Here is a 21,561-nt window from a genome sequence, read left to right as displayed (position 1 = left end):
CCGCGCGCGGGACGGCGGGAAGGTGGAGCACACCGCTCCATCTCCTCCGGAAGGCACCATGATGAAGACCCTCACGGGGGGCCGGGTCGCCCTAGGCCTGGTCGTCTCCCTCAGCCTCGTCGCGACCGCGCTACCCGCCTCCCCGGTGCCCCCTGGTCACGCGGGCAACGCCGTGCTGGGGGAGCGCGCGCCACCACCCTGCGCGCGAGCGCGTTCCATCGCCCCGGTCGACTCGCCCTGCGGCCCTTGACGAGCGCGCCTACAAGCCCCAGGCCTGCGCCAGCAGCTGGTAGGACCGCCGCCGCAGCACCGGGTCGTAGGTGTACGTCGTGACGATCAGCTCGTCGAGCTGGTGGTCCTGCACGAAGCCCTCCAGAGCGCTCACCACGCTCTCCGGCGTCCCGACCGCCCGCACGGCCTGGTGCGCCTGCGCCAGCCCGAGCAGCTGCTCCGGGACGACGGCGGCGAGGTCGTCGACCGGCGGGTCCAGCGGCGCCGGCTGGCCGCTGCGGATCCGGATCGCCATGAGCTGCGCCGTCGTGAACAGCCGGTCGGCCTCCGCCTGGGTGGGCGCGACGAGCACGTTGACCCCCGCCATCACCGTCGGCCGCTCCACCTGGGCCGTCCCGGCGTCGGCGTTGAACCGCGACCGGTAGACGAGCAGCGCCTCGCGCAGCTGGTCCGGCGCGAAGTGCGACGCGAAGCTGAACGGCAGCCCGAGCGCGGCGGCCACCTGCGCCCCGCCGGTCGAGGACCCCAGCACCCACAGCGGCACCCTCGTGCCCTCGCCGGGGATCGCGCGCACCCGGGCGCCGGCGCGCGGCATACCGAGGTAGTCGTGGAGCGCCGTGACCTCCGCCGCGAAGTCGTGCAGCTGCCCGCTCGTGCGCGCGAGCGCCGCTGCGGTCATCGGGTCGGTGCCCGGCGCGCGCCCGAGCCCGAGGTCGAACCGGTCGCCGTACAGGGTCGCGAGGGTGCCGTAGTACTCCGCGACCATGAGCGAGGAGTGGTTCGGCAGCATCACGCCACCCGAGCCGAGTCGGATGTGGCTGGTGTGCTGCGCCATGTGCCCGAGCAGCAGCGCGGTCGCCGACGACATGAACGTGTCCGACCCGTGGTGCTCGGCCATCCAGAACCGCCGGTACCCCAGCGCCTCCGCCTCCTGCGCCAGCAGCGTCGACTCCTCGATCGCCTCGCGCGGCGTCATCCCCTGCGAGCGGGGGGCCAGGTCGAGGACGGAGAGGGGGACACGAGGAGAGGTGGGGGACATGTCACCGGCAACGCGCTCGACGGGCCGGGTATGCCGCGTTCCCCCCGGACGCACGTCCCCCGCCTGCGGTCCGTCTGGATGACCCAGTCTGATTGCTCACACCCGGCCGAAATCGTGGCCAGACCCTCGCGGGAGGGACGGGGGCGGAGGATCATCGAGGTACGGGGCAGCGTCGCCCCGGAGCAGGACCCGAGCATGGAGGTGACGAGGTCATGAAGGCGCGAGCCGGAGACAGGATCGTCCTGGCGGCCAGCCACGTAGGTGAGCCGACCCGTGACGGACGGGTGGTCGAGACCCGGGGTGACGACGGCGGGCCGCCGTTCGTCGTGGAGTGGTCGGACGGCCACACCGGGCTCATCTTCCCCGGACCGGGAGCTGTGCTGCGGGTCTCCACCATGGACGATCCGGTGCCCACGGGGGCCGAACCGGTGTCCGCGGGGGCCGGACCGGTGTCCGCGGCGGAGCAGACGGTCACCGCGTCGGATCAGACGGGTACCGCGGCGGCGCAGACGGCCACCGCCGCGGGACAGCCGGCCACGCCGGCGGACGACCCGGTGCCCGTGTCGGCCGAGCAGGCGCCCGCGGTGCGGTCCGGAGGGACCCTGCCGCACGTGCGCGACTGGACGGTGCGCATCACGATCTTCGAGGGTGGTGACGACACGAGCGCCCAGGCGGTGCTGGTCGCGGACGCCCCCGACCACCTCCGGGCGCTCGGCGAGAGCCACCGCTCGGCGCGGGACCGGATGTCGCCGGAGATCGGGGACGAGGTCGCGGTGGCCCGGGCGCTGCGGCACCTCGCCGACCAGCTGATGACGGTCGCGGAGGACGACATCGCCGCGGCGACCGGGGAGGACGCCTACGTCCGCCGGAGCTGAGGGGTCACGAACCGGCGGATCGCGATGCAGGGTCCGCAGCGCCTGGGTCCGCAGTGCTTGAACCTCGGGTGCCCCGGTGCCGGGTCCCCATCGCCTGGGGTGCCGCCCTCACCTCCGGACATGCCTGTGACCCGGCCCCGGGCCGGGTGCGGGGCGGGGTGCTCAGACGTGCCAGTACACGACGTTGCCGGTGACCGTGGCGTGCAGATCCTTGGTGTGCACCAGGGTGTGGTGCCGCGGGCAGAGCAGGACGAGGTTGAGGATGTCGGTCCCGCCGTCGCGCGACCACCAGACGACGTGGTGCGCGTCGCACCAGCTGCCCGGCATCGAGCACCCAGGGAAGGTGCAGTGGACGTCGCGGACCAGGAGGTCCTTGTACTGCCCGGGGGAGGCCAGTCGCCGGGTGCGTCCGAGGTCCAGCGGTTCGCCGTGCTCACCCAGGACCAGCGGGGTCACCTCGCCCAGGCAGGCGAACCTGCCCGCCTGCGACGACGGCAGCACCTGCCCGGCCTGGGTGAAGGCGGCCCCCGCCGGGCGGCCGGTCATCGGGTCGGCCGCCACCGTGACGATGACCGATGCGCGGGCCGTGGACGGCGGAGCCCCAGGATTGCCCAGGCCGCGTGACAGCACGGTCAGCAGGGCGTCGTAGCGGCGTTGCGCGACGGAGCGCAGGTCGGCCTCGACCACCCCACCGTCCGCTCCGGTCGCCGGTGCCGGCGCGGCCAGCGGGCCGTTCAGGATGCCGTCCAGCAGCGCGGCGTCGCCGTCCGGGGCGTCGAAGGTGTAGCGGGTCAGGCCCGGCCCGACGGGGCGACGGGTCAGCGACCGCAGCGCCTCCGCCCGCTCCGCCGGAGTCCGAGGGCGACGGTCGGCGCCCGAGCCCCACGGGGATGCGCCATCTCCCGCCCCGGCGTCCCCCGACCCGGCGTCCCCCGCGTCGGTCCCAGCGTCTGCCGTGTCGGCCCCTTCGCCCCCCGCATCTTCGGTTCCGGTCCCCGCGGGGTCCGGACCCTGGGCCCCCTCATCGTCGTCACCCTCGGGCGGCTCCTCGAGGAGGTCCACGATGAGCTTGCGGCACAGGATCGACAGGTCCCTCTCCGAGATCGAGGGGTTGGCGGCGGCGTCGGCGGCGATGGTCGCGTACGCGACCTGCTGGTCGTGCCGCAGACAGGTCCGCAGCCGCTCCAGGGTCCGGACCACCTGGGCGGCGCGGTGCGGGGCGGTGGTGCCGGCCGCGACGGCGTCCGCGAGCAGGTCGGTCCCGGGCGCGTCGGCAGACCGCGCCACCGCCACGAGGTCGTTCACCAGCTGCGGCGGGAGACCGGGGCAGCGGCGCCGCCCCCAGTCGTGGACGGCCATCCCGACGTCGAGGTACAGCTTGCGGGCCACCGACTCCCGCACCAGCACGAACAACGCGGCGTGCCCGGCGGCCACCACCTCGGCCAGCGACTCCAGACCGACGGTCAGCTCGCCCTCGGCCAGAGCCACCGGCCCCGGCCTCCCACCGTGGCTCTGGCCCTGCTCCCGACCCGCCAACGTCGCACGGGCCATCCCGCGCGCGGCCTCCGCCACCCCCTCGACCAGCTCCTCACCCGCCGCACCGACCGGCCGCTCCCCGACGAACGAGGACTCGATGTCGTCGACCATCGCCTCCCACGCCGGCCCGTTCATCCCCCGCGCAGCGAGGAACGCATCCCGCTCCGCCGCCAGGTGCGCCGCGAAGGCCTGCTCCTCCTCGCTGACCGGCACCGGCACGAAGTCGCGCAGGTCCGCGGCCAGGAGCTCCTCCTGACTCCCCACCCACCCCCGCGTGATCGACATACCTCCACTCAAGCACCCCCCACCGACAGACCTGCTGACCAGCGCAGACGCACCGGTGACACCTGTCACCGGCACCACGGGGCCGGGCCTGGGACAGTGGTCCCGTGACGGCGGTGGTGGCAGAGCGACGCGACGATGCCTGGGCACGCCTGGGCTGGGTGATGGGTGCCGTCTGGCTGTTCTTCTGGATCTTCCCGCTCACCTACGTGTGGTCCAGCGACCTCGACCTCACCTTCCAGCTGAGCGCCACCGGCCTGATCCTCACCTTCTGCGCCGTCTACATCCAGACCCTCCGCACCACCAACGTCCACGTCGTCACCGAGGACTACCTCCGTGCCCGCCGCACCGGCGTCGCGGGCCTGGTCGCGCTCATCGCCATCGGCCTGGTGCTCGCCTGGATGCTCGGGCCCAACTCGATGACGGCGGGCCCCTTCATCGTCAGCCTCCCCGTCTTCTTCCTCCCGTGGCGCCAGATGTGGGTGGTCTGCCTCGGTCTCCTCGCGGCGATCTTCGTCGGCAGCGCCATCGCCTGGACGTGGTGGCCCAACCTGCTGCTCTGGGCGATCTGCCTGGCGGTGCTCTCGCTCAGCGTCGTCAGCCGCTACGTCGACGAGAAGCAGGACGCGCAGCGCACGACGGAGGCCCGCGTCGCGCTCACCGAGCAGCGCGAGCAGGTGGCCCGCGACGTCCACGACGTGCTCGGCCATTCGCTCACCGTCGTGGCGATGAAGACCGAGCTCGCCAAGCGGCTCGTCGACACCGACCCCGAGCGCGCCAAGCACGAGCTGGCCGAGGTGCAGGACCTGTCCCGCCAGGCGCTCGCGGAGATCCGCGCCACGGTCGGTGGCCTGCGGGTCGCACGGCTCACCGAGGAGGTGGAGGCGGCGCGTATGGCGTGTGCCGGCGCGGGCATCGACGTCACCTTCCCGGAGGACCTGTCCGTGGTCGACCCCCGCCACCGGATCACGATGGCCTGGGTGCTCCGCGAGGCGGTGACCAACGTCGTCCGCCACAGCCGGGCGCGGCGTTGCGTCGTCGAGCTCGGCAGCGACTGCATCACCGTCACCGACGACGGCCGCGGTCTGCAGGGCCGCCGGGAGGGCAACGGTCTGGGCGGCCTGCGCGAGCGGGTGCAGCAGGCCGGCGGCCGGCTCTACCTCGGCGCCGGGCCCGACGGGCACGGGACCCGGCTGGAGGTGCGGCTGTGATCCGCGTGCTGCTCGCCGACGACCAGGCCCTGGTCCGCGGCGCGCTGGCCGCGCTCCTCGACCTCGAGCGCGACATCGAGGTGGTCGCCCAGGTGGGGCGGGGTGACGAGGTCGTGGCGACCGTGCGGCATACCTCGCCCGACGTCTGCCTCCTCGACATCGAGATGCCCGGCCTCGACGGGATCGCGGTCGCCGCTGCGCTGCGGGAGGCGGGGCTGCCGACGCGGTCGCTGATGGTGACGACGTTCGGGCGTCCGGGCTACCTGCGGCGGGCGATGGACGCGGGGGCGAGCGGGTTCGTGGTCAAGGACACCCCCGCGGACGAGCTGGCGGAGGCGGTGCGGCGCGTGCACGCGGGGCTGCGGGTGGTCGACCCGACCCTGGCGACGGAGTCGCTCATCGGCGGCCCGAACCCCCTCACCGACCGGGAGCGCGACGTGCTCCGCGAGGCGCTCGACGGGGCGACCGTTCAGCGGATCGCGGGGCGGCTCTACCTCTCGCCCGGGACGGTGCGCAACTATCTCTCGTCGGCGATCGGCAAGACCGGTGCGGACACGCGGGTGGAGGCGGCGCGGGCCGCGGAGGAGAACGGCTGGCTGTGACGACGCACTCCGAGGGACACCAGGACACCCGCTCGCTCGGCGTCGCCGAGGCGCAGGCGGACGTGCGCCGGATCTACCACGGCGGGTGGCTCGGGCCGCTCGTCGCGGCCGTGGTCTGGCTCGTCGCCGGTCTCACCGCGGACCGCTCAGGTATGGCGTCGGGGTCCGCCGTGCTGTTCCTCGGCGGCGTGCTGATCCCTCCGCTGTCCATGCTCGGCAACCGGCTGCTCGGGGACCGGGCGGACCTGCCGGCCGGGCACCCGATGCGAGGTCTGGCGATGCAGTCGGCGTTCGGGATGGTGGCCGGGCTGCTGGCGGTGTGGCTCGTCGCGGGCGTCCTGCCGGGTGCCTTCTTCCCGCTGGCGATGGTGGTGGTAGGAGCGCACTACTTCACCTTCGCCCACCTGTACGGCGAGGTCGCCTTCCTCGTGGCAGGGGTGGTCCAGGTGGTGGCGGGGCTGGTCGTCCTCGTCGCCGACACCCCCGACACCCTGGGCGCCTACCTGATGGCGGGGCTGCTCGTGGTGATGTCGGTGGGACTGCTGCTGCGGCACCGGGCCCGCCGGGCACCCGCCGTGGCACGGGTGCGCTGAGCGGCGCCGCGCTAAGGTCGGGCATGCGCACGGGAGCGAGTGTCGGTGGGCGGGTGACTCGTCGTGGGCCCGGGGCCCGGGTGGCGATGGTGGGCGGCGTCTGCGCGGTCGTGGCGGTCGGACTCTCGGGCTGCATCGCCCCGAGCGGCTTCGAGACCGTGGGACGGACAGGGGTCATGTCCGTCGAGGGCGACCTGGCGGTCGTCTGGGACAGCTGCGGAGAGGAGGCCGTGGCCTCCGTGGTGATGCACGCCGACCGGGAGGGGCTCGCCGACGACGAGGAGAACCCGCTGGTGGGCTCTTGGCAGATGGGCGACCGCAGCCGGCAGGACAAGCTCTTCGTCCCGTCGGCGGCGGACGACCCGCCGCAGCTGGACCCCGCGCGGGGCTACATCGTGCAGGCCATCCCCGCGGGCGAGATCGAGAACCTCCCGGGGGTGCACTTCACGCTCGACCAGGTCGCCCAGCTCGGCCCGCAGGACGTGCTCCTGGGCGCCGAGGACGGCAGCATCGTCGGCACGTGGGAGGACCTGACCGACTGCTGAGCCCTGGACCCCTGCCCCTGACACCCCCAGCGGTGGTGGCGTCCGGCGGCTGGACCGCATCGCCGCCGGGCTCCGGCGGGCACACCGGTCAGGGGTAGGACGGCTGGTCCTCCGCCGGGTCGGCCGCCACGACGTCGACCGTGCTGAGCGCGAGCAGGTCCTCGACCGCCTCGCGGGTGCCACCGATCCCCGCCCAGTGCGGGTCGGTGTCGGCGGCGATGCACCAGGCCTGGTCGGAGGGCCAGACGTAGGACGGCACCAGGTCACCCCGAGGGACACCAGGAGCGAGGTCGGCCGCACCCCAGTCGCCCAGGTCGGACAGCGGGCCGCGGAAGAGGTGGTGGCTGCGGTGGGGGAGGTGGACCGTCGGCGCGCCCAGCACGCCCGGCGGGAAGGCCGGCGCGCCCGGGCGACCTTCGGCACGGCCGTCGTCGTGCAGCGTGGTCACGATGGTGGCCCCCGCGTGGAGGTCGCCCCACCCCTCCCACAGGCAGTGCCACGCGTCGTCAGGGGTCCGGGTATGCCGTCGCAGGACGTCGACGACGGTGCGCAGCTGGACCAGCTCCCGGGGGAGGTCCTCCCCGCCGTCGTGCTCGTGCTCCTCCTGCCCCGGCCGGTTCGGGTCGGGGATGAACCGGAGCCGGGCGTACGCCTCGAGACCCGCCGGGCCGAAGAGCGCCAGACGGGGCCACGGCCGGCCGCGCGACACCAACCAGGCGGCGGCGGACGGCTCGGCGACGGGCCTCAGCGTCACCGGGCAGCCCGCTCGGGCTCGGGGTCCGCCGACAACCGGCCGTGGAGATGCTCGTCATGGTGCACGCCGTCGGCATACCTGAACGACTGGCGGAGTGTCCCCTCGTGGAGGTAGCCCGCGGCGAGGGCGACGGCGCACGAGCCGGGGTTGTCCACCGCGTGGTAGAGGTACAGGCGGTGCAGACCGAGGGGACCGAACCCGAACCGGGTGGCAAGGAGGACGGCGCGCACGGCATACCCCCTGCGCCTGGCCCACGGCGCGATCCAGTAGCCGATCTCGGCGTCGCCCTGGTCGCGGTCGAGGCGGTGGATCGAGACGGAGCCGGCGAGGCGTCCGGTCGGGTCCGCGACCGCCCACGAGGCGTGGTCGCCGGTGCTCCAGTCGTTGCGGCTGGCCATGAACGCCTCGACCGCCTCGGGGTCGGGGGAGCCGGGGTTCCACCGGGCGATGTCCTCGTCGGCGAAGGCAGCGGTGAGGTCGGGGGCGTCGGTGTCCAGGTAGGCGCGCAGCAGAAGGCCCGGCGCGTCGAGCCGGACGGGGGTGGCGGGCAGGGGGTCGACCACGGGGTCAGCGTATGCCCGGGGCGCGCCGGTCAGTTGTCGTAGAGCCGGTTGGTCGAGGTGAGGACCTGGAGCGGGGTGCCGGGGCCGTCGATCGTGGCGGTGCCGGGGATCGGGCGCCAGGAGCCGCCGTCGACGCTGACCTGGCCGCCGTACTGGACGGAGATGTAGGGGGAGAGGTCGGCGGCGCCGGTGTACTCGTGGGTGATGTCGCCGTCGGGGTAACCGCCGCCGAGGCTCGTCGTCGGTCCGATCGCGCCGCCGTCGCCGGTGACGTAGGTGGCGCCGACGAGGGTCGGTCGGATGCGGACCTCGTGGCCGACGATCGTCGTGGTGTCGACCTCGTCGGGGCCGTAGCCGGCCTCGGGCCAGCCGAGCTCGAAGAAGACGGGGAGGTTGACCAGCGTGCGGCCGTCGGGCGGCTGGACGACCAGCCGGGGGAGCGCGAAGTCGGTGCGGTGGAACTGCTCGATGATCATCGCCTCGGTCAGCGCGACGGAGGGCTCTCCCGAGCGGACGGGGACGGAGTCGGTGTAGCAGGTCGGTGCGACCTCCGCCCAGGCCGACGTCGGGCCGGACCCGTCGGCGGTGCGGCGGTAGATCCAGGACCGGGGGCCGTAGGAGTCGGGGACGTTCTCCTCGCAGTAGCTGACCGCGAAGCCGCAGATCTCCAGGCGGGGTTGGTCGGGGGTGTTCGGCGGACGGCAGTCGATGACGGCGACGTATTCGTACCAGGAGTCGGGGGAGTCCGCGGTGGCGCCCGGAGGATAGGAGCTGGCGAGGGCCTGGGTTTGTTCCTGGCTGAATCCCACGGACACGCCGTCGTTATTCTCCATACAAGCCAAGATGTCGCCGGTCTCGAGACAAGGGTCGTCTGGCATGGCAGCTGCAGCCGGCCCGTGGGTAACGACGCAAGCGAGAGCGAGGCCTAGCGCCCTGCCGCTTGAATCTTTGACACGCGCCATTCGTCATCCCCCCAAGTCAATGTGAACACCGAGTCGACAGTGGAGCCATCGGATTCTTGTTCTAGAACCGTTTCGACCACAGCTTCATCTCCAACTAGAACGGGCGACCCGGAGATGAACTGCATGTACGGACCACCGAACGGCGACGCTTCGGCGACGTCCGCGAAGGCTTGGCAGGTTTGACACGTCTCCTCTGACAGGGCACGGAGAGTTTCGACGTCTTGGTTGCCTACATGCACGTCGTTCAACGTCTCGACGTAATACGCCACGAACCCCTCGGCCCCAGTCTCGGTCTGGGGGAATGCCGCCGCCTCGGTCCCCTCCGGCTCCTCCGTCGTCGGCGCGGCCTCGCTCGTGACCGCAGCCTCCTCGGTCACCGGACTGGTCGTCGTCAGCGCGTCCTCGCTCGTGGGTGGTTGCGACGGCTCGGTCGAACCCGTGCATCCAGCGAGCACCAGGCTCGCGACGGCAGCGACGATCACGGTGCGGCTCACGTCATACCCCTCCAGGCAGCGGTGCCCGGCGCTCCGGGCGTCTGTCGTCCGCCAGTCTGCCAAACCACAGCCGCCCGTTCGCCCTGTCCACAGGTAACGAATTGGTAAGAAGATGGCCTGCCACAGCTGCAGCGACAGGTCCTGGGATGCCTGTGCCTGGCTGTCGTGTCACGACGAACACCCAGGCGTTCGTCGTGGCACGACAGCCGCGCACAGGCATGCCCGGCGCGTGCAACACCCCTCCCCTCCCCAGACATGTACCCGCTACCGGGGGTACCACACAGGGTCGGCCCGTCCGGGCCGGGGGAGAAGTCAGGGGCAATACATGAACACAGTTCCAGGTATGCAGCTCGGGCGACGCTCGGTGCTGCGCGGGGGTCTCGGCGTGACGGCGGGGATGATGCTCACGCCGCTCGCGGCAGGCACGAGCCACGCCGCGACGCGTGCGCTCTACCGCGGGTGCGTGGGGGAGGACGTGCGGGCGCTGCAGAAGCAGCTCGCCACCAAGGGGTACTGGTGCGGGACCGCCGACGGCGACTTCGGCGAGCTGACGCAGCAGGCGACGTGGGCGGTGCAGAAGCAGAACGGGCTCACCCGCGACGGCGTGGTCGGCCCGCTCACCCGCACCGCACTCGCCAACGGCACCCTGCCCAAGCCTGTCGGCGGCGCCGGCTCGCGCGTCGAGGTCCACCTGCGCAAGCAGCTGTTCCTCGTCGTCCGCGACGGGCGGACCACGCGCGTCCTCAACACCAGCACCGGCAACAACCAGTACTACTGGCTCAACGGCGTCCGTCACCTCGCCGTCACCCCGACCGGGTCGTGGAAGGTCTACTCGACCTACAGCAAGGGCTGGCAGTGGGGACCGCTCGGCAACCTCTACCGGCCGATGTACTACAACTCCGGCTGGGCGGTGCACGGCTCCGCGAAGATCCCGCCGTGGCCCGACTCGCACGGCTGCTCCCGCTTGTCGACCCGCGCGATGGACATGATTTGGTCGACCGGGACGATGGCGCTCGGCACCCGGGTGACGATCGCCACCGGAGCCTGATCATGGTTTGGTGACGTTCTTGTCGTTCCCGCCCCGCGGCACCCCTCCGACCACGACGATGTGACCGTTCGTCGTCGTCAGGGGAAAGCAGGGGCTCATGCCGTCGGTCCGCTCCGTCGTGTCCACGTTCGTCACCGGTGCGGTGCTCATCGTCGGGGGAGGTGCCGCCTACTCCGCCGTGACCGCGGGACCGGCGTCCGACCGGGCCACCGTCGTGCGGGTGATCGACGGCGACACCATCGAGGTCCGCTACGACGGCACCGAGCACACCGTCCGGCTCCTCAACATCGACACGCCGGAGACCAAACACCCGGGGAAGGCCGTCGAGTGCCTCGGGCCGGAGGCGACCCGCTATCTCCAGGACCAGCTGATGCCCGGCGACGTCGTGCGCCTCGAGCACGACGTCGAGCGCTACGACCGTTATGACCGCGAGCTCGCCGGCGTCTTCGAGGGCGACGTCCTGATCAACGCCGAGATCGCGCGGCGCGGGCTCGGCATACCCGTCCTCTTCGAGCCCAACCGCACGTTCCTCGACGAGGTGACCGCCGCCTACGAGGAGGGCAAGGCGGAGCAGGCGGGGGATGTTCAGCCCGACCCTGACGTGCACCTTCGAGGCGCGGATCCAGGGGTATGCCGACTCCGTCGCCTCGGTCGAGGCCGCCGCCTCGGCCGCGGACCCGGCGCCGCCCAGCAGGCAGCCGACGCCGTGGTGGCCGAGGGCGCCACCCTGATCGCGCTGATCGGGGGTGCCGAGGCGGGGTCGCTGGCCGCGGCCGGGCTGGGTGTGGCCGAGCTGGACGCGCTGCGCGTGCAGGTCGTCGACCTCCAGGGTCGTGTCGAGGCTGCCGCGAAGGCCGCTGTCGCCGAGGCCGAGCGCTGAAGGCTGAGGAGGCGGCGAGGAAGAAGGCCGATGAGGCGAGGAAGAAGGCCGAGGACGAGGCCAAGCGCAAGGCGGAGGAGGCTAAGCAGAAGGCTGAGCAGGAGGCGAAGCGCAAGGCTGAGGAGGAAGCGCGCCAGGCGGCTGAGGCGGAGGCCGCGCGCGTGGCCGAGGAGCAGGCGCCAGGCGGCGGAGGCGGAGGCTCAGCGGCAGGCCGAGCAGGCGGCGTCCGAGGCGGAGGCCGCGCGCCGCGCCCAGGAGCAGCAGGCACGGCCTTCCCCTGCTCCGGTCCCCGCCCCCGCCCCCGCCCCCACGCAGCCGTGAGCCGGCTACACGGGATGCCGCGCCTACGTCGGCGGTCCGTACATCGACGATCAGGGGCGCTTCTACACGCCCATCGACTGCACGACCAAGCAGCCGCTCGTCCCCTGACGAGGACGACCGGTGAGGGTGTTTCGCAGACGGCCTAGACAGAGGTAGTACGGCGGGTACAGAATCTAACTGTGTTAGGTACTCCGACCCGCGATAGGCAAGCCGAACGACGTGAGGCCACCCGCCTCGAGATCCTCGACGCCGCTTGGGCGCTCGCCCGGGAGGAAGGGCTGGCCCGGATCACGCTGCGCGAGGTCGCCGACCGGGTCGGCATGCGCGCTCCCTCGCTCTACACGCACTTCGACTCCAAGAACGCGATCTACGACGCGATGTTCGGGCAGGCCTGGACCGAGTGCCTCGCGGTCTGCGAGGCCTCCCTCGCCGGGGCGCCCGGCGACGTGCGTGGCGACCTGCGGCTGGGGGCGCGGACGTTCTTCGACTTCGCGGTCGGCGACATCCCGCGGCACCAGCTGATGAACCTCCGCACGATCCCCGGCTTCGAGCCGAGCCCGGCGTCCTACGCACCCGCGGTCGCCGTCATGGACCTGACCCGGGAGCTGTTCGCGCGCCACGGGATCACGGCGGACGAGGACCTCGACCTCTACGTCGCGGTCGTCGGCGGCCTCATCGACAGCCAGCACGCCAACGACCCCGGGGGAGACCGGTGGAGCCGGCTGCTCGACCGGGCGGTGGACATGTTCGTCGACAACCTCGACCTGCGCGGCATACCCCGCGCAGTCCGGCAACCCACCCAGCAGGAGGAGGACCAGACATGAGCGTCCAGGAGTCCCGGCAGGCCACGGGCAGGAAGCAGGCGCGCCGCCCGGCGTTCGACCGCGACGTCGCCGAGCGACTCGCCACCACGGAGTACCAGCGGGTGGCCGACCTCCTCGAGCGGCTGACCCCCGAGCAGTGGGCCGCCGACTCCGGCTGCCCCGGCTGGGACGTGCGCGCCATGGCCGGCCACATGCTGGGGATGTTGCAGATGGTGGCGAGCCGCCGCGAGCTCGTCCGCCAGCAGCTGGCGTCCGCGCGTGCGGCCAAGCGCGAGGGAGGGCTCCTGATCGACGCCCTCACCGCCCTGCAGGTCCGTAAGAACGCCGGCCTCAGCACCTCGGAGCTGACCGCCGAGGTCCGCCGGGTCGCCCCGCGCGCGGTGAAGGGGCGGGTCGGCCTGCCCGCGTTCCTGCGCACCCAGACGATGCAGGACGAGCAGGACGGCTGGTGGACCTACGCCTACCTCATGGACGTGGTCCTCACCCGCGACCCGTTCATGCACCGCATCGACATCACCCGCGCCACGGGCGAGCCGATGGCCGCCACGGCCGACCACGAAGGCGTCCTCGTCGACGACGTCGTGCGCGAGTGGGCGGGCCGGCACGGTATGCCGTTCACGCTCGAGCTGAGCGGTCCCGCCGGGGGGCGCTGGCAGGAGGGCGAGGGCGGGGAGCGGCTCTCGATGGACGCGTTCGACTTCTGCCGCGTCCTCAGCGGCCGGGGTCCCGCGACCGGGCTCCTCACGACCCAGGTGCCCTTCTGAGACGACCGCGACACGCCGCGCCGGGCCTCTGACCTGCACCTGCGCGCCGACACGCCGGACGTTGCCGAGATCTGTTGCGCCTGGGGTCGGGCGGGCATAAGATCCCTACATCTAGTAGTTACACAGGTGTGGTTAATCCACATCTTGTGCACAGCCCAGGGGCGGTTCCCCACACGCCGTCCACAGCTCGTCCCCAGATCCATGCACAGGGCCCGTCCCCGGACGGGGCCCGTGCCGTGCTGCCCGTGACCGTCGAAGGAGGCGCCGATGCACTGCCCGTTCTGCCGTCACACCGACTCCCGGGTCGTCGACAGCCGCGTCCAGGAGGAGGGCACCGTCATCCGCCGGCGCCGCCAGTGCCCCGAGTGCGGGCGCCGGTTCGGCACCATGGAGACGGCGACCCTGTCGGTCATCAAGCGCTCCGGCGCGACCGAGCCGTTCAGTCGCGACAAGGTCATCTCGGGCGTCCGCAAGGCCTGCCAGGGCCGCCCGGTCTCCGAGGACGAGCTGCAGCGGCTGGCGCAGCAGGTCGAGGAGTCCATCCGCTCGCTGGGGCAGGCGGAGGTCGACGCGCACGAGGTCGGGCTGGCGATCCTGGAGCCGTTGCGCTGCCTCGACGAGGTGGCCTACCTGCGCTTCGCGAGCGTCTACCAGGCGTTCGACTCCCTCGACGACTTCCAGGCGGCGATCACGCTGCTGCGCACCGAGCGCGACGCCGCGACCCCGGCGGGTATGCCGTAGCCCGCCCCTGCGGGACCGGGTCTGTCAGACCCCGGTGCTGCACTGCATACATGACGAACTGACCGAACCCACCACCGCACCAAGGAGACACACAGATGACCGAGACGACCGGGGCGCGCTCTCGCACCCGCCGCAACGGCAAGGGCCTGCAGATCGAGCGGATCTTCACGACCCCTGGCGTCCACCCCTACGACCAGGTGGCGTGGGAGAAGCGGGACATCGTCCAGACCAACTGGAAGTCGGGGGAGACGATCTTCGAGCAGCGCGGGGTGGAGTTCCCCGACTTCTGGTCGGTCAACGCCTCGACGATCGTCACGACGAAGTACTTCCGCGGTGCGGTGGGCACCCCGGAGCGTGAGCAGGGGCTCAAGCAGCTCGTCGACCGGGTCGTCCTGACCTACGTCAAGGCGGGCAAGGAGCACGGTTACTTCGCCAGCGACGAGGACGCCGAGATCTTCGAGCACGAGCTGACGTATGCCCTCGTGCACCAGGTCTTCTCGTTCAACTCCCCGGTGTGGTTCAACGTGGGCACTAAGAGCCCGCAGCAGGTCAGCGCGTGCTTCATCCTCTCCGTCGACGACTCGATGGACTCGATCCTCAACTGGTACAAGGAGGAGGGGTTCATCTTCAAGGGCGGCTCCGGCGCCGGCCTCAACCTCTCCCGGATCCGCTCCTCCAAGGAGCTCCTCTCCTCCGGCGGCACCGCCTCCGGCCCGGTCTCCTTCATGCGCGGCGCCGACGCGTCCGCAGGCACGATCAAGTCCGGCGGCGCGACCCGCCGCGCGGCCAAGATGGTCGTCCTCGACGTCGACCACCCCGACATCGAGGAGTTCATCGAGACCAAGGCGCGCGAGGAGGACAAGATCCGCGCCCTGCGCGACGCCGGCTTCGACATGGACCTGGGCGGCAAGGACATCGTGTCCGTGCAGTACCAGAACGCCAACAACTCCGTGCGCGTCACCGACGAGTTCATGCGCGCCGTGGAGGAGGGCAAGGAGTTCGGCCTGACCTCCCGCAAGGACGGCTCGGTCATCTCGACCGTCGACGCCAAGACCCTCTTCGAGAAGATGGCCAAGGCCGCGTGGGAGTGCGCCGACCCCGGCATCCAGTACGACGACACCATCAACGCCTGGCACACCAACCCCGAGACGGGCCGGATCACCGCGTCCAACCCGTGCTCGGAGTACATGTCGCTCGACAACAGCTCGTGCAACCTGGCCTCGCTCAACCTGCTGAAGTTCCTGCGCGACGACAACACCTTCGACGTCGAGACCTACCAGGCCGTCGTGGAGCTGGTCATCACCGCGATGGACATCTCGATCTGCTTCGCCGACTTCCCGACGGAGCCGATCGGGGAGACGACCCGCAACTACCGCCAGCTCGGCATCGGCTACGCCAACCTCGGCGCGCTGCTGATGGCGACCGGTCACGGCTACGACTCCGAGGGCGGCCGCTCGCTCGCCGCGTCGATCACCTCGCTGCTCACCGGCGCGGCCTACAAGCGCTCCGCCGAGATCGCCGGCGTCGTCGGCCCCTACAACGGCTACGCCCGCAACGCCGACGCTCACAAGCGTGTGATGCGCAAGCACCAGGCGGCCAACGACGAGGTCCGCCCCCTCGACTCGATGGACGGATCGATCCACCGCGCCGCCACCAAGGCGTGGGACGAGGTCGTCAAGCTCGGCGAGAAGAACGGTTACCGCAACGCCCAGGCCTCGGTGCTGGCCCCGACCGGGACCATCGGCTTCATGATGGACTGCGACACCACCGGCATCGAGCCCGACTTCTCGCTGGTGAAGTTCAAGAAGCTCGTCGGCGGCGGCTCGATGCAGATCGTCAACCAGACGATCCCGCGCGCGCTGAAGAAGATGGGCTACACCGAGGAGACCATCGAGGCGATCGTCGAGTACATCGCCGAGCACGGCCACGTCATCGACGCGCCGGGCCTGAAGACCGAGCACTACGAGGTCTTCGACACCGCCATGGGAGCGCGCTCCATCCAGCCGATGGGCCACGTCAAGATGATGGCCGCGGTGCAGCCGTTCCTCTCCGGTGCCATCTCCAAGACCGTCAACCTGCCCGAGTCGGCCACCGTGGAGGAGATCGAGGACGTCTACCTCCAGGGCTGGAAGCTCGGCCTGAAGGCCCTCGCCGTCTACCGCGACATGTGCAAGGTGGGCCAGCCGCTCTCCGACGGCAAGGCGGCCAAGGAGGACAAGAAGGCCGAGAACGAGGCCGAGCCCACGGTCGAGAAGGTCATCGAGTACCGCCCCGTCCGCAAGCGCCTCCCCAAGCGCCGGTCCAGCCAGACGACGAGCTTCGCCGTCGGCGGCGCCGAGGGCTACCTCACGGCAGGCACCTACGACAACGGCGAGCTGGGGGAGCTGTTCCTCAAGTTCGGCAAGCAGGGCTCGACCCTGGCCGGCGTCATGGACGCCTTCTCGATCGCGGTCTCCATCGGCCTGCAGTACGGCGTGCCGCTGGAGACGTTCGTGGAGAAGTTCACCAACCTGCGCTTCGAGCCGGCCGGCCTCACGGACGACCCGGACGTGCGCATGGCGCAGTCGATCATGGACTACGTCTTCCGTCGCCTGGCGCTGGACTACCTGGACTTCGAGTCCCGCTCCTACATGGGCATCCACTCCGCCGAGGAACGGGCCCGCCAGCTGGAGACCGGCTCCTACGCCCCGGTGAACGCCGACTCCTCCGACGACGAGGACCTGGAGGACGAGCTCGAGTCGCTGAGCCAGAGCCCAGCGACCACCCCGGCGAAGAAGACGGACGCCGAGAGGGCCAAGGCCGCCGACAAGTCCGGTGCCGGAGCCGCGGACGCCCGCAAGGCCGACGCGACCGTCCACTCCTCGGCGGAGCTGATCGAGCAGTTCGTCGGCAAGGTCAACGACGCGCCGATCTGCCTGACCTGCGGGACCAAGATGCGTCCGGCCGGTTCGTGCTACGTGTGCGAGGGGTGCGGCAGCACCAGCGGCTGCAGCTGATGATGCTGGCTTAGCCAGCCTCAGAGGAGCGGGGTGACGTCCACTGGACGTCACCCCGCTCACCATTTTGTCCTGTCACACACCGTGCTCCCGCGCGGGAGTTTGCTGCCCCCGCCCGCACGCAGGGGGCGGCAGTACACGGAGCCACTAGTCAGCGCTGCCATGGGGCGGACGGGTCCTGCGTGTGCGTCACTGGCGGCGGATTGACGCGCCTCCGAGCCGTCCCGACCCGCGGCACTTCCGGACGGCGTTTGGTGCGCCTAGGCCCACTGCGCACGACCCGGTGTCGTGGCAGGCAATGTGAGGGCCCTCGCGTTTGGTTGGGCGCTGCTTTCCTCACGCACGGTTCACCCTGCGGGGCGTACCGCCACGAGAAGGGTCTCTTCCGTCATCGCGAGGTCGACGGGCGTTCCCGGTAGGGCGATGGTGGTCACCGGCTCGAGGGTGGTCGGGTCGAGCCGGACGACGGACGCGGGCTGGGAGAGGGCGACCCACGCCCCGCCGTGCACGGCTGCGACCACAGCGACGGGGCGAGCGGGCAGCAGCGCGGTCTGCACCACCTGACCTGTGGCAGGGTCGGTACGCCAGACGCGGTGCTCGTCCGCGGTCACGACCCATGCGCGCTGTGCTCCCACTGCGAGGTCCACAGGCACGCCTCGCAGGGCCGAGACGGCGCTGCCTCCGGTGAACGGGAGCGCCGTCAGCGACTCCGCGGTGAGCACCCACACCCTCTGGCCGTCCTCAGCGATTCGAACAGGCAGGCCGGTGACCTGGCGCGGGCTCGTATCGTGGTCCGCCCCTTCTGGGGCGTAGACCTCGCCGGTGACGGTCGCTACCCATGTGCCTTCCTCGCCCGCTGCGAGCAGGAGCTTGCCGGTGACCCCCTGTGTCGGCGTTGAGGGGACGGAGAGCCGACCGTCCTCGACCGTCACCGTGGTGCCCGAGAACCCGAGCGCCACCAGCGCACGCGAGTCTTTAACCGCGAGCGAGACCGGTGCGTCGGGTAGACCTACTGCGCTGACGTCGCTCCTACGACCCAGCTCTGCCGACATGATGGTGCGTGCCGTCATGGAGGTCAGCCACACGGTAGATCCGTCGACCTGCATCTCGTCGGGGTCCGCCGGGAGGTCCGCCAGCAGGGTGACGTCGCCCTCCGGGCCGACCCGCAGCAGCGCAGGTCTCTGCAGGGACTCCAGAGGCGCAACGCCCTCATCGGGCCACCACGACGCGGTCCCGAGCAGCAGGATCACGGCTAGGAGAAGGACCGCGACAACCTCCCGCCGACGCGGGGACCGCCACCGGGGGGCCTCCGGCTGCTTCGCGGAGGAGTCCGCCTCCGTCACGGGTCGGACCGCTGCTCTGTCCGCGGTCGTCGCGTCCGCCCCTCGCCGGCTCAGCTGGGCGCGGAGCTCGTCGTGGGCAGGTGAGGGGTCCATTCCGAGCTCGACGCCGAGGCGACGACGCAGAGCGTCGAGCTCGGCGATGGCGTCGTCGTACCTCCCGTCCATGCTCAGCGCCTTGGCGAGCAGGTGGACGAGGTCCTCCCGGAGCGGCTGGGACTGTACGGCGCCCTGCAGCTCGGGCAGCAAGCCGGTGGCTTGGCCGTGCGCGACCCGGTGTTGCCAGTAGCGCAGCTGCAGGCTCTCGCGTACGTTGTCGACCCGGGCCTGCTCGGCCGCCACGAACGGGACGTCGCGGCCGGCGAGGAGCGGCTCGGCCGACAGGCCGAGCGCCGTCGCCCACGCCTTCGGGTCGTCACGTCGAGCTGCGTCGTGGAGCCGGTGGACGTCGACGTGCTCCGGTGGCACGACGACGCGGTAGCCGTTGGCGACCGTCTCGATCGACGCAGCATCCCCGAGGTGGCGGCGCAACTGTGAGACGTAGGTGTGGACCAGGGCCCTCGCCGACGCCGGCGGGTCCTCCGGCCACAGGCCGTCGATCAGCTCGGAGATCCGGACGGGTCGACCGGCGCGCAGGAGAAGAAGGCCGAGCAGCAGGCTCGGCTTGCCGCCCGGCAGCGCCACCGGCTGCCCGTCCACGGTGCACCGCACGTCTCCGAAGAGCTCGAACCAGGTGCCGTCCGGCATCGACGCCACCTCCTCCGGCACGTTAGAGCCGTTATAGCCCACCTCAAGGCTCCCTGGAGGGCAGGCGTGCACGGTGGTCAGACCCGCGGGGCACACACGCACCGCCGAGCAGAAAGTCGGGATCAGCCATGAAGGGTCGAATCATCCTCACTGCGACCGCGCTCCTCATGACGGCGACCACCGCCGTGCCTGCGGCTGCGGTCGACGTCGACGTGGTCCGCTACCACCGCGAAGTCCCCGGTGCCGGGGAGTTCACAACGTGCGCCGACGGGAGCATCATCACCTTCGTGAGCACCTCCTACCGGAACTACACCGAGTGGTACCGCGACGGCGTGAAGGTGCGCGAGCACCGGCACCTCACGTTCGACGGCACCCTCACGCGGGGTGAGGTGACCGTGCCCTACACGGGTGTGTGGAACAGGGACCAGGACCTGCTAAGCGGCGAGGTACGCATCACCGGTGGCCAGTTCCGGGTCCTCTTCCCGGAGGGTCCCGTGCTCGTGGGCGCCGGCGTGCGTGCCGAGGGCAACGAGTTCGTCGGCACCGGCGACCGGTTCCTGCGCGACCTGTGCACCGGCATGGGCGCGCTGGAATGAGCCGGCCCGGCCTGGCGCTGGCGCTGCTGGCCCTCCTCGGGGCCAGCAGCTGCCAGTCGGACGTGGACTCCGGGCCCGTCACTGGCGAAGTCACCGGCACGACCGCTTCTGCCGCATCGACCCACGCAGCTGAGGACAGCGAAACCAGCGACGGGGCACCCACCTCCACCGCCGCCCCTTTGCCACCTCTTGAGACGCTGCCCTCGGACAGGTTCTCGCTGCAGGCGTCCGGGTCGATCGAGCTCGTGGCCGCCCCGGCCGCCCTGCTCCACGCGGAGGGCGCGCTGTGGGTCCAGGACCACCGGGGGTGGCTCATCACAAAGATGGACCCAGAGACCGGTGAGCTCCTCGGGCAGGCGAAGACGGGGCTTGTCGGGTGCGGCGATCTGGTCCACGCCGACGGCGGCATCTGGTGGACCGGCTGCAGGGTGTCTCCCGGCATGGTCAAGCTCGACCCCGAGAGCCTGGAGGTCGTGGAGCAGGTTCCGGAACTGGGACTCGGACCCACCGAGCACCAGGGTGGGTTGTGGAGGCCGGTCAACCTCTTGGGAGACACCTGGTCGGCCGCGCTCCAGCGGGTGCCCCTGGACGCGCCGGGCGAGGCCACCTTCGTGCCCGTCCCCGGTCTGCGAGACGGTGAGGCCGGAGCCATCTCGGCCAACGGGTCGCTCTGGGTCACCGACCGCCGTAGCGCGATCGTCTACGAGGTCGACGCGGACGCCGGCACCGTCCTCGCCGCCGTGCCGATGCCGACACCGGCGGGCAGCGTGTACCTCGTCAAGCACGACGACGCACCACTGTTCTACGACGCCCAGACCGGCCGGATCGTGACGATCGACCCCAGGACAAGGGAAGCTCGCATGCTCAACCTCCGACTCGAGAAACCGCACGAGTACTGGGGCGTGGCCGCTTCCAGCGCCGAAAAGGACGAAGGGCACCTGTGGGTGCGCAGCGGTGACGGCGAGGTCTGGCTCGTCGACACCAGGCAGGACGTCGTCCTACGCCGCATCGCGGTCGACCCGGCAGGGGGTGGAGGTGACGTTCAGCAGATCGGGGACAAACTCTGGGTGAGCGGCTTCGCCAGCCAGTCGATCGAGCGCATCGCCCTCGAACCCGGCGGGCCACCGTGACGTCGAGGCTTGTCGTCATCCCTGGGGATGCAGCGTCTCATCTCAAGGTGCCGTTGCTCTCAAACCGCTTGGGCCTCGGCGACGCCGTGACAGCCAGCAGGCGTCGAGCCGGGCTGAGTCGCTAACCAAACAACGGCCAGCAGAGGGATGCCGATTCCGGACGCGCGGCAGGCTAGCGACATCCTGGCGGCACTATCACGCGTCCCACGCTCGGTGCGGCAAAGTCGGACGAGCGTAGCCGTCCTCCACGCGGCAAAGCCGGACGAGCGTAGCCGTCCTCCACGCGGCAAAGCCGGACGAGCGTAGCCGTCCTCCACGCGGCAAAGCCGGACGAGCGTAGCCGTCCTCCACGCGGCAAAGCCGGACGAGCGTAGCCGTCCTCCACGCGGCAAAGCCGGACGAGCGTAGCCGTCCTCCACGCGGCAGATGCGTGCGTCGACACGAGCGCCTCGGGGAGTCTGGCAGATATGCCGATCCTTTTCCCTAT

General features: G+C 71.4%; 20 protein-coding genes. 13 read left to right on the top strand and 7 right to left on the bottom strand.

Annotated features, from left to right (window positions below; genetic code table 11):
* Positions 1-259: 259 nt before the first annotated feature.
* A complete protein-coding gene (locus D4B81_RS09280) occupies positions 260-1,270 on the bottom strand; it encodes an LLM class flavin-dependent oxidoreductase (RefSeq protein ID WP_122262155.1) in 1,011 nt (336 codons plus the stop codon).
* A 212-nt stretch (positions 1,271-1,482) separates the two neighbouring features.
* Between D4B81_RS09280 and D4B81_RS18495 the strand changes: the two genes are divergently transcribed.
* Complete coding sequence (locus tag D4B81_RS18495; RefSeq protein ID WP_202613638.1) at positions 1,483-2,145, top strand: dsRBD fold-containing protein; 663 nt, start codon at positions 1,483-1,485, stop codon at positions 2,143-2,145.
* Positions 2,146-2,307: 162 nt separating this feature from the next.
* Here D4B81_RS18495 and D4B81_RS09265 read toward each other — a convergent pair whose 3' ends face one another.
* Positions 2,308-3,966 carry an HNH endonuclease signature motif containing protein gene (locus tag D4B81_RS09265; protein ID WP_122262154.1) on the bottom strand — a complete coding sequence of 553 codons (1,659 nt, stop codon included), beginning with the start codon at positions 3,964-3,966 and terminating at the stop codon, positions 2,308-2,310.
* Positions 3,967-4,070: 104 nt separating this feature from the next.
* On the opposite strand from D4B81_RS09265, the gene D4B81_RS09260 reads away from it, so the two are divergent.
* Genes D4B81_RS09260 through D4B81_RS09245 form a run of 4 tightly spaced genes read left to right on the top strand, consistent with a single transcriptional unit; the run spans position 4,071 to position 6,914 of the window.
* Positions 4,071-5,174 carry a sensor histidine kinase gene (locus D4B81_RS09260; protein WP_202613637.1) on the top strand — a complete coding sequence of 368 codons (1,104 nt, stop codon included), beginning with the start codon at positions 4,071-4,073 and terminating at the stop codon, positions 5,172-5,174.
* Positions 5,171-5,776, top strand: a complete 606-nt coding sequence (locus D4B81_RS09255; RefSeq protein WP_122262153.1) for a response regulator transcription factor — start codon at positions 5,171-5,173, stop codon at positions 5,774-5,776. Before D4B81_RS09260 ends, D4B81_RS09255 begins: the two co-directional genes overlap by 4 nt.
* Positions 5,773-6,369 (top strand): DUF7010 family protein, encoded by a 597-nt coding sequence (locus D4B81_RS09250; protein ID WP_122262152.1) that lies wholly within the window; start codon positions 5,773-5,775, stop codon positions 6,367-6,369. Before D4B81_RS09255 ends, D4B81_RS09250 begins: the two co-directional genes overlap by 4 nt.
* Positions 6,370-6,422: 53 nt before the next feature.
* Entirely contained in the window at positions 6,423-6,914 is a 492-nt protein-coding gene (locus D4B81_RS09245; RefSeq protein ID WP_161965088.1) for a hypothetical protein, read from the top strand.
* An 88-nt stretch (positions 6,915-7,002) separates the two neighbouring features.
* Here D4B81_RS09245 and D4B81_RS18810 read toward each other — a convergent pair whose 3' ends face one another.
* From D4B81_RS18810 to D4B81_RS18490, 4 genes are all read right to left on the bottom strand, one after another.
* Positions 7,003-7,668, bottom strand: coding sequence for a hypothetical protein (locus tag D4B81_RS18810; protein ID WP_237565916.1), 666 nt, complete (start codon positions 7,666-7,668; stop codon positions 7,003-7,005).
* Entirely contained in the window at positions 7,665-8,231 is a 567-nt protein-coding gene (locus D4B81_RS09235; protein WP_202613636.1) for a GNAT family N-acetyltransferase, read from the bottom strand. The genes D4B81_RS18810 and D4B81_RS09235 overlap by 4 nt, the downstream gene beginning before the upstream one ends.
* Before the next feature lie 29 nt (positions 8,232-8,260).
* Positions 8,261-9,064 (bottom strand): hypothetical protein, encoded by an 804-nt coding sequence (locus tag D4B81_RS09230; RefSeq protein WP_161965087.1) that lies wholly within the window; start codon positions 9,062-9,064, stop codon positions 8,261-8,263.
* Positions 9,065-9,156: 92 nt separating this feature from the next.
* Entirely contained in the window at positions 9,157-9,687 is a 531-nt protein-coding gene (locus D4B81_RS18490; RefSeq protein ID WP_122262149.1) for a hypothetical protein, read from the bottom strand.
* A 325-nt stretch (positions 9,688-10,012) separates the two neighbouring features.
* Between D4B81_RS18490 and D4B81_RS09220 the strand changes: the two genes are divergently transcribed.
* From D4B81_RS09220 to D4B81_RS09195, 6 genes are all read left to right on the top strand, one after another.
* Positions 10,013-10,735, top strand: coding sequence for a L,D-transpeptidase family protein (locus tag D4B81_RS09220; RefSeq protein ID WP_161965086.1), 723 nt, complete (start codon positions 10,013-10,015; stop codon positions 10,733-10,735).
* Positions 10,736-10,832: 97 nt separating this feature from the next.
* Complete coding sequence (locus D4B81_RS09215; protein WP_122262147.1) at positions 10,833-11,615, top strand: thermonuclease family protein; 783 nt, start codon at positions 10,833-10,835, stop codon at positions 11,613-11,615.
* A 500-nt stretch (positions 11,616-12,115) separates the two neighbouring features.
* Complete coding sequence (locus tag D4B81_RS09210; protein WP_122262146.1) at positions 12,116-12,760, top strand: TetR/AcrR family transcriptional regulator; 645 nt, start codon at positions 12,116-12,118, stop codon at positions 12,758-12,760.
* A complete protein-coding gene (locus D4B81_RS09205; protein ID WP_122262145.1) occupies positions 12,757-13,524 on the top strand; it encodes a maleylpyruvate isomerase family mycothiol-dependent enzyme in 768 nt (255 codons plus the stop codon). Before D4B81_RS09210 ends, D4B81_RS09205 begins: the two co-directional genes overlap by 4 nt.
* A gap of 267 nt (positions 13,525-13,791) precedes the next feature.
* Entirely contained in the window at positions 13,792-14,265 is a 474-nt protein-coding gene (nrdR, locus tag D4B81_RS09200; protein ID WP_122262144.1) for a transcriptional regulator NrdR, read from the top strand.
* Between the two features lie 95 nt (positions 14,266-14,360).
* Positions 14,361-17,261, top strand: a complete 2,901-nt coding sequence (locus tag D4B81_RS09195; RefSeq protein ID WP_122262143.1) for a vitamin B12-dependent ribonucleotide reductase — start codon at positions 14,361-14,363, stop codon at positions 17,259-17,261.
* 347 nt (positions 17,262-17,608) lie between these two features.
* Here the strand turns inward: D4B81_RS09195 and D4B81_RS09190 are convergent, their stop codons facing one another.
* Entirely contained in the window at positions 17,609-19,348 is a 1,740-nt protein-coding gene (locus D4B81_RS09190) for a BTAD domain-containing putative transcriptional regulator (protein ID WP_161965085.1), read from the bottom strand.
* Between the two features lie 128 nt (positions 19,349-19,476).
* On the opposite strand from D4B81_RS09190, the gene D4B81_RS09185 reads away from it, so the two are divergent.
* Both D4B81_RS09185 and D4B81_RS09180 read left to right on the top strand, forming a co-directional pair.
* On the top strand, positions 19,477-19,944 hold the full coding sequence (locus D4B81_RS09185) for a hypothetical protein (RefSeq protein WP_122262141.1): 468 nt from the start codon (positions 19,477-19,479) through the stop codon (positions 19,942-19,944).
* A gap of 179 nt (positions 19,945-20,123) precedes the next feature.
* On the top strand, positions 20,124-21,074 hold the full coding sequence (locus tag D4B81_RS09180) for an NHL repeat-containing protein (protein WP_161965084.1): 951 nt from the start codon (positions 20,124-20,126) through the stop codon (positions 21,072-21,074).
* The last annotated feature ends 487 nt before the right edge of the window (positions 21,075-21,561 follow it).

It is taken from the genome of Ornithinimicrobium cerasi (assembly GCF_003702705.1).
Lineage (GTDB): Bacteria > Actinomycetota > Actinomycetes > Actinomycetales > Dermatophilaceae > Ornithinicoccus > Ornithinicoccus cerasi.
Note: the sequence above shows the minus strand (reverse complement) of the source record. Positions and strands in the feature narration are given on the sequence as shown.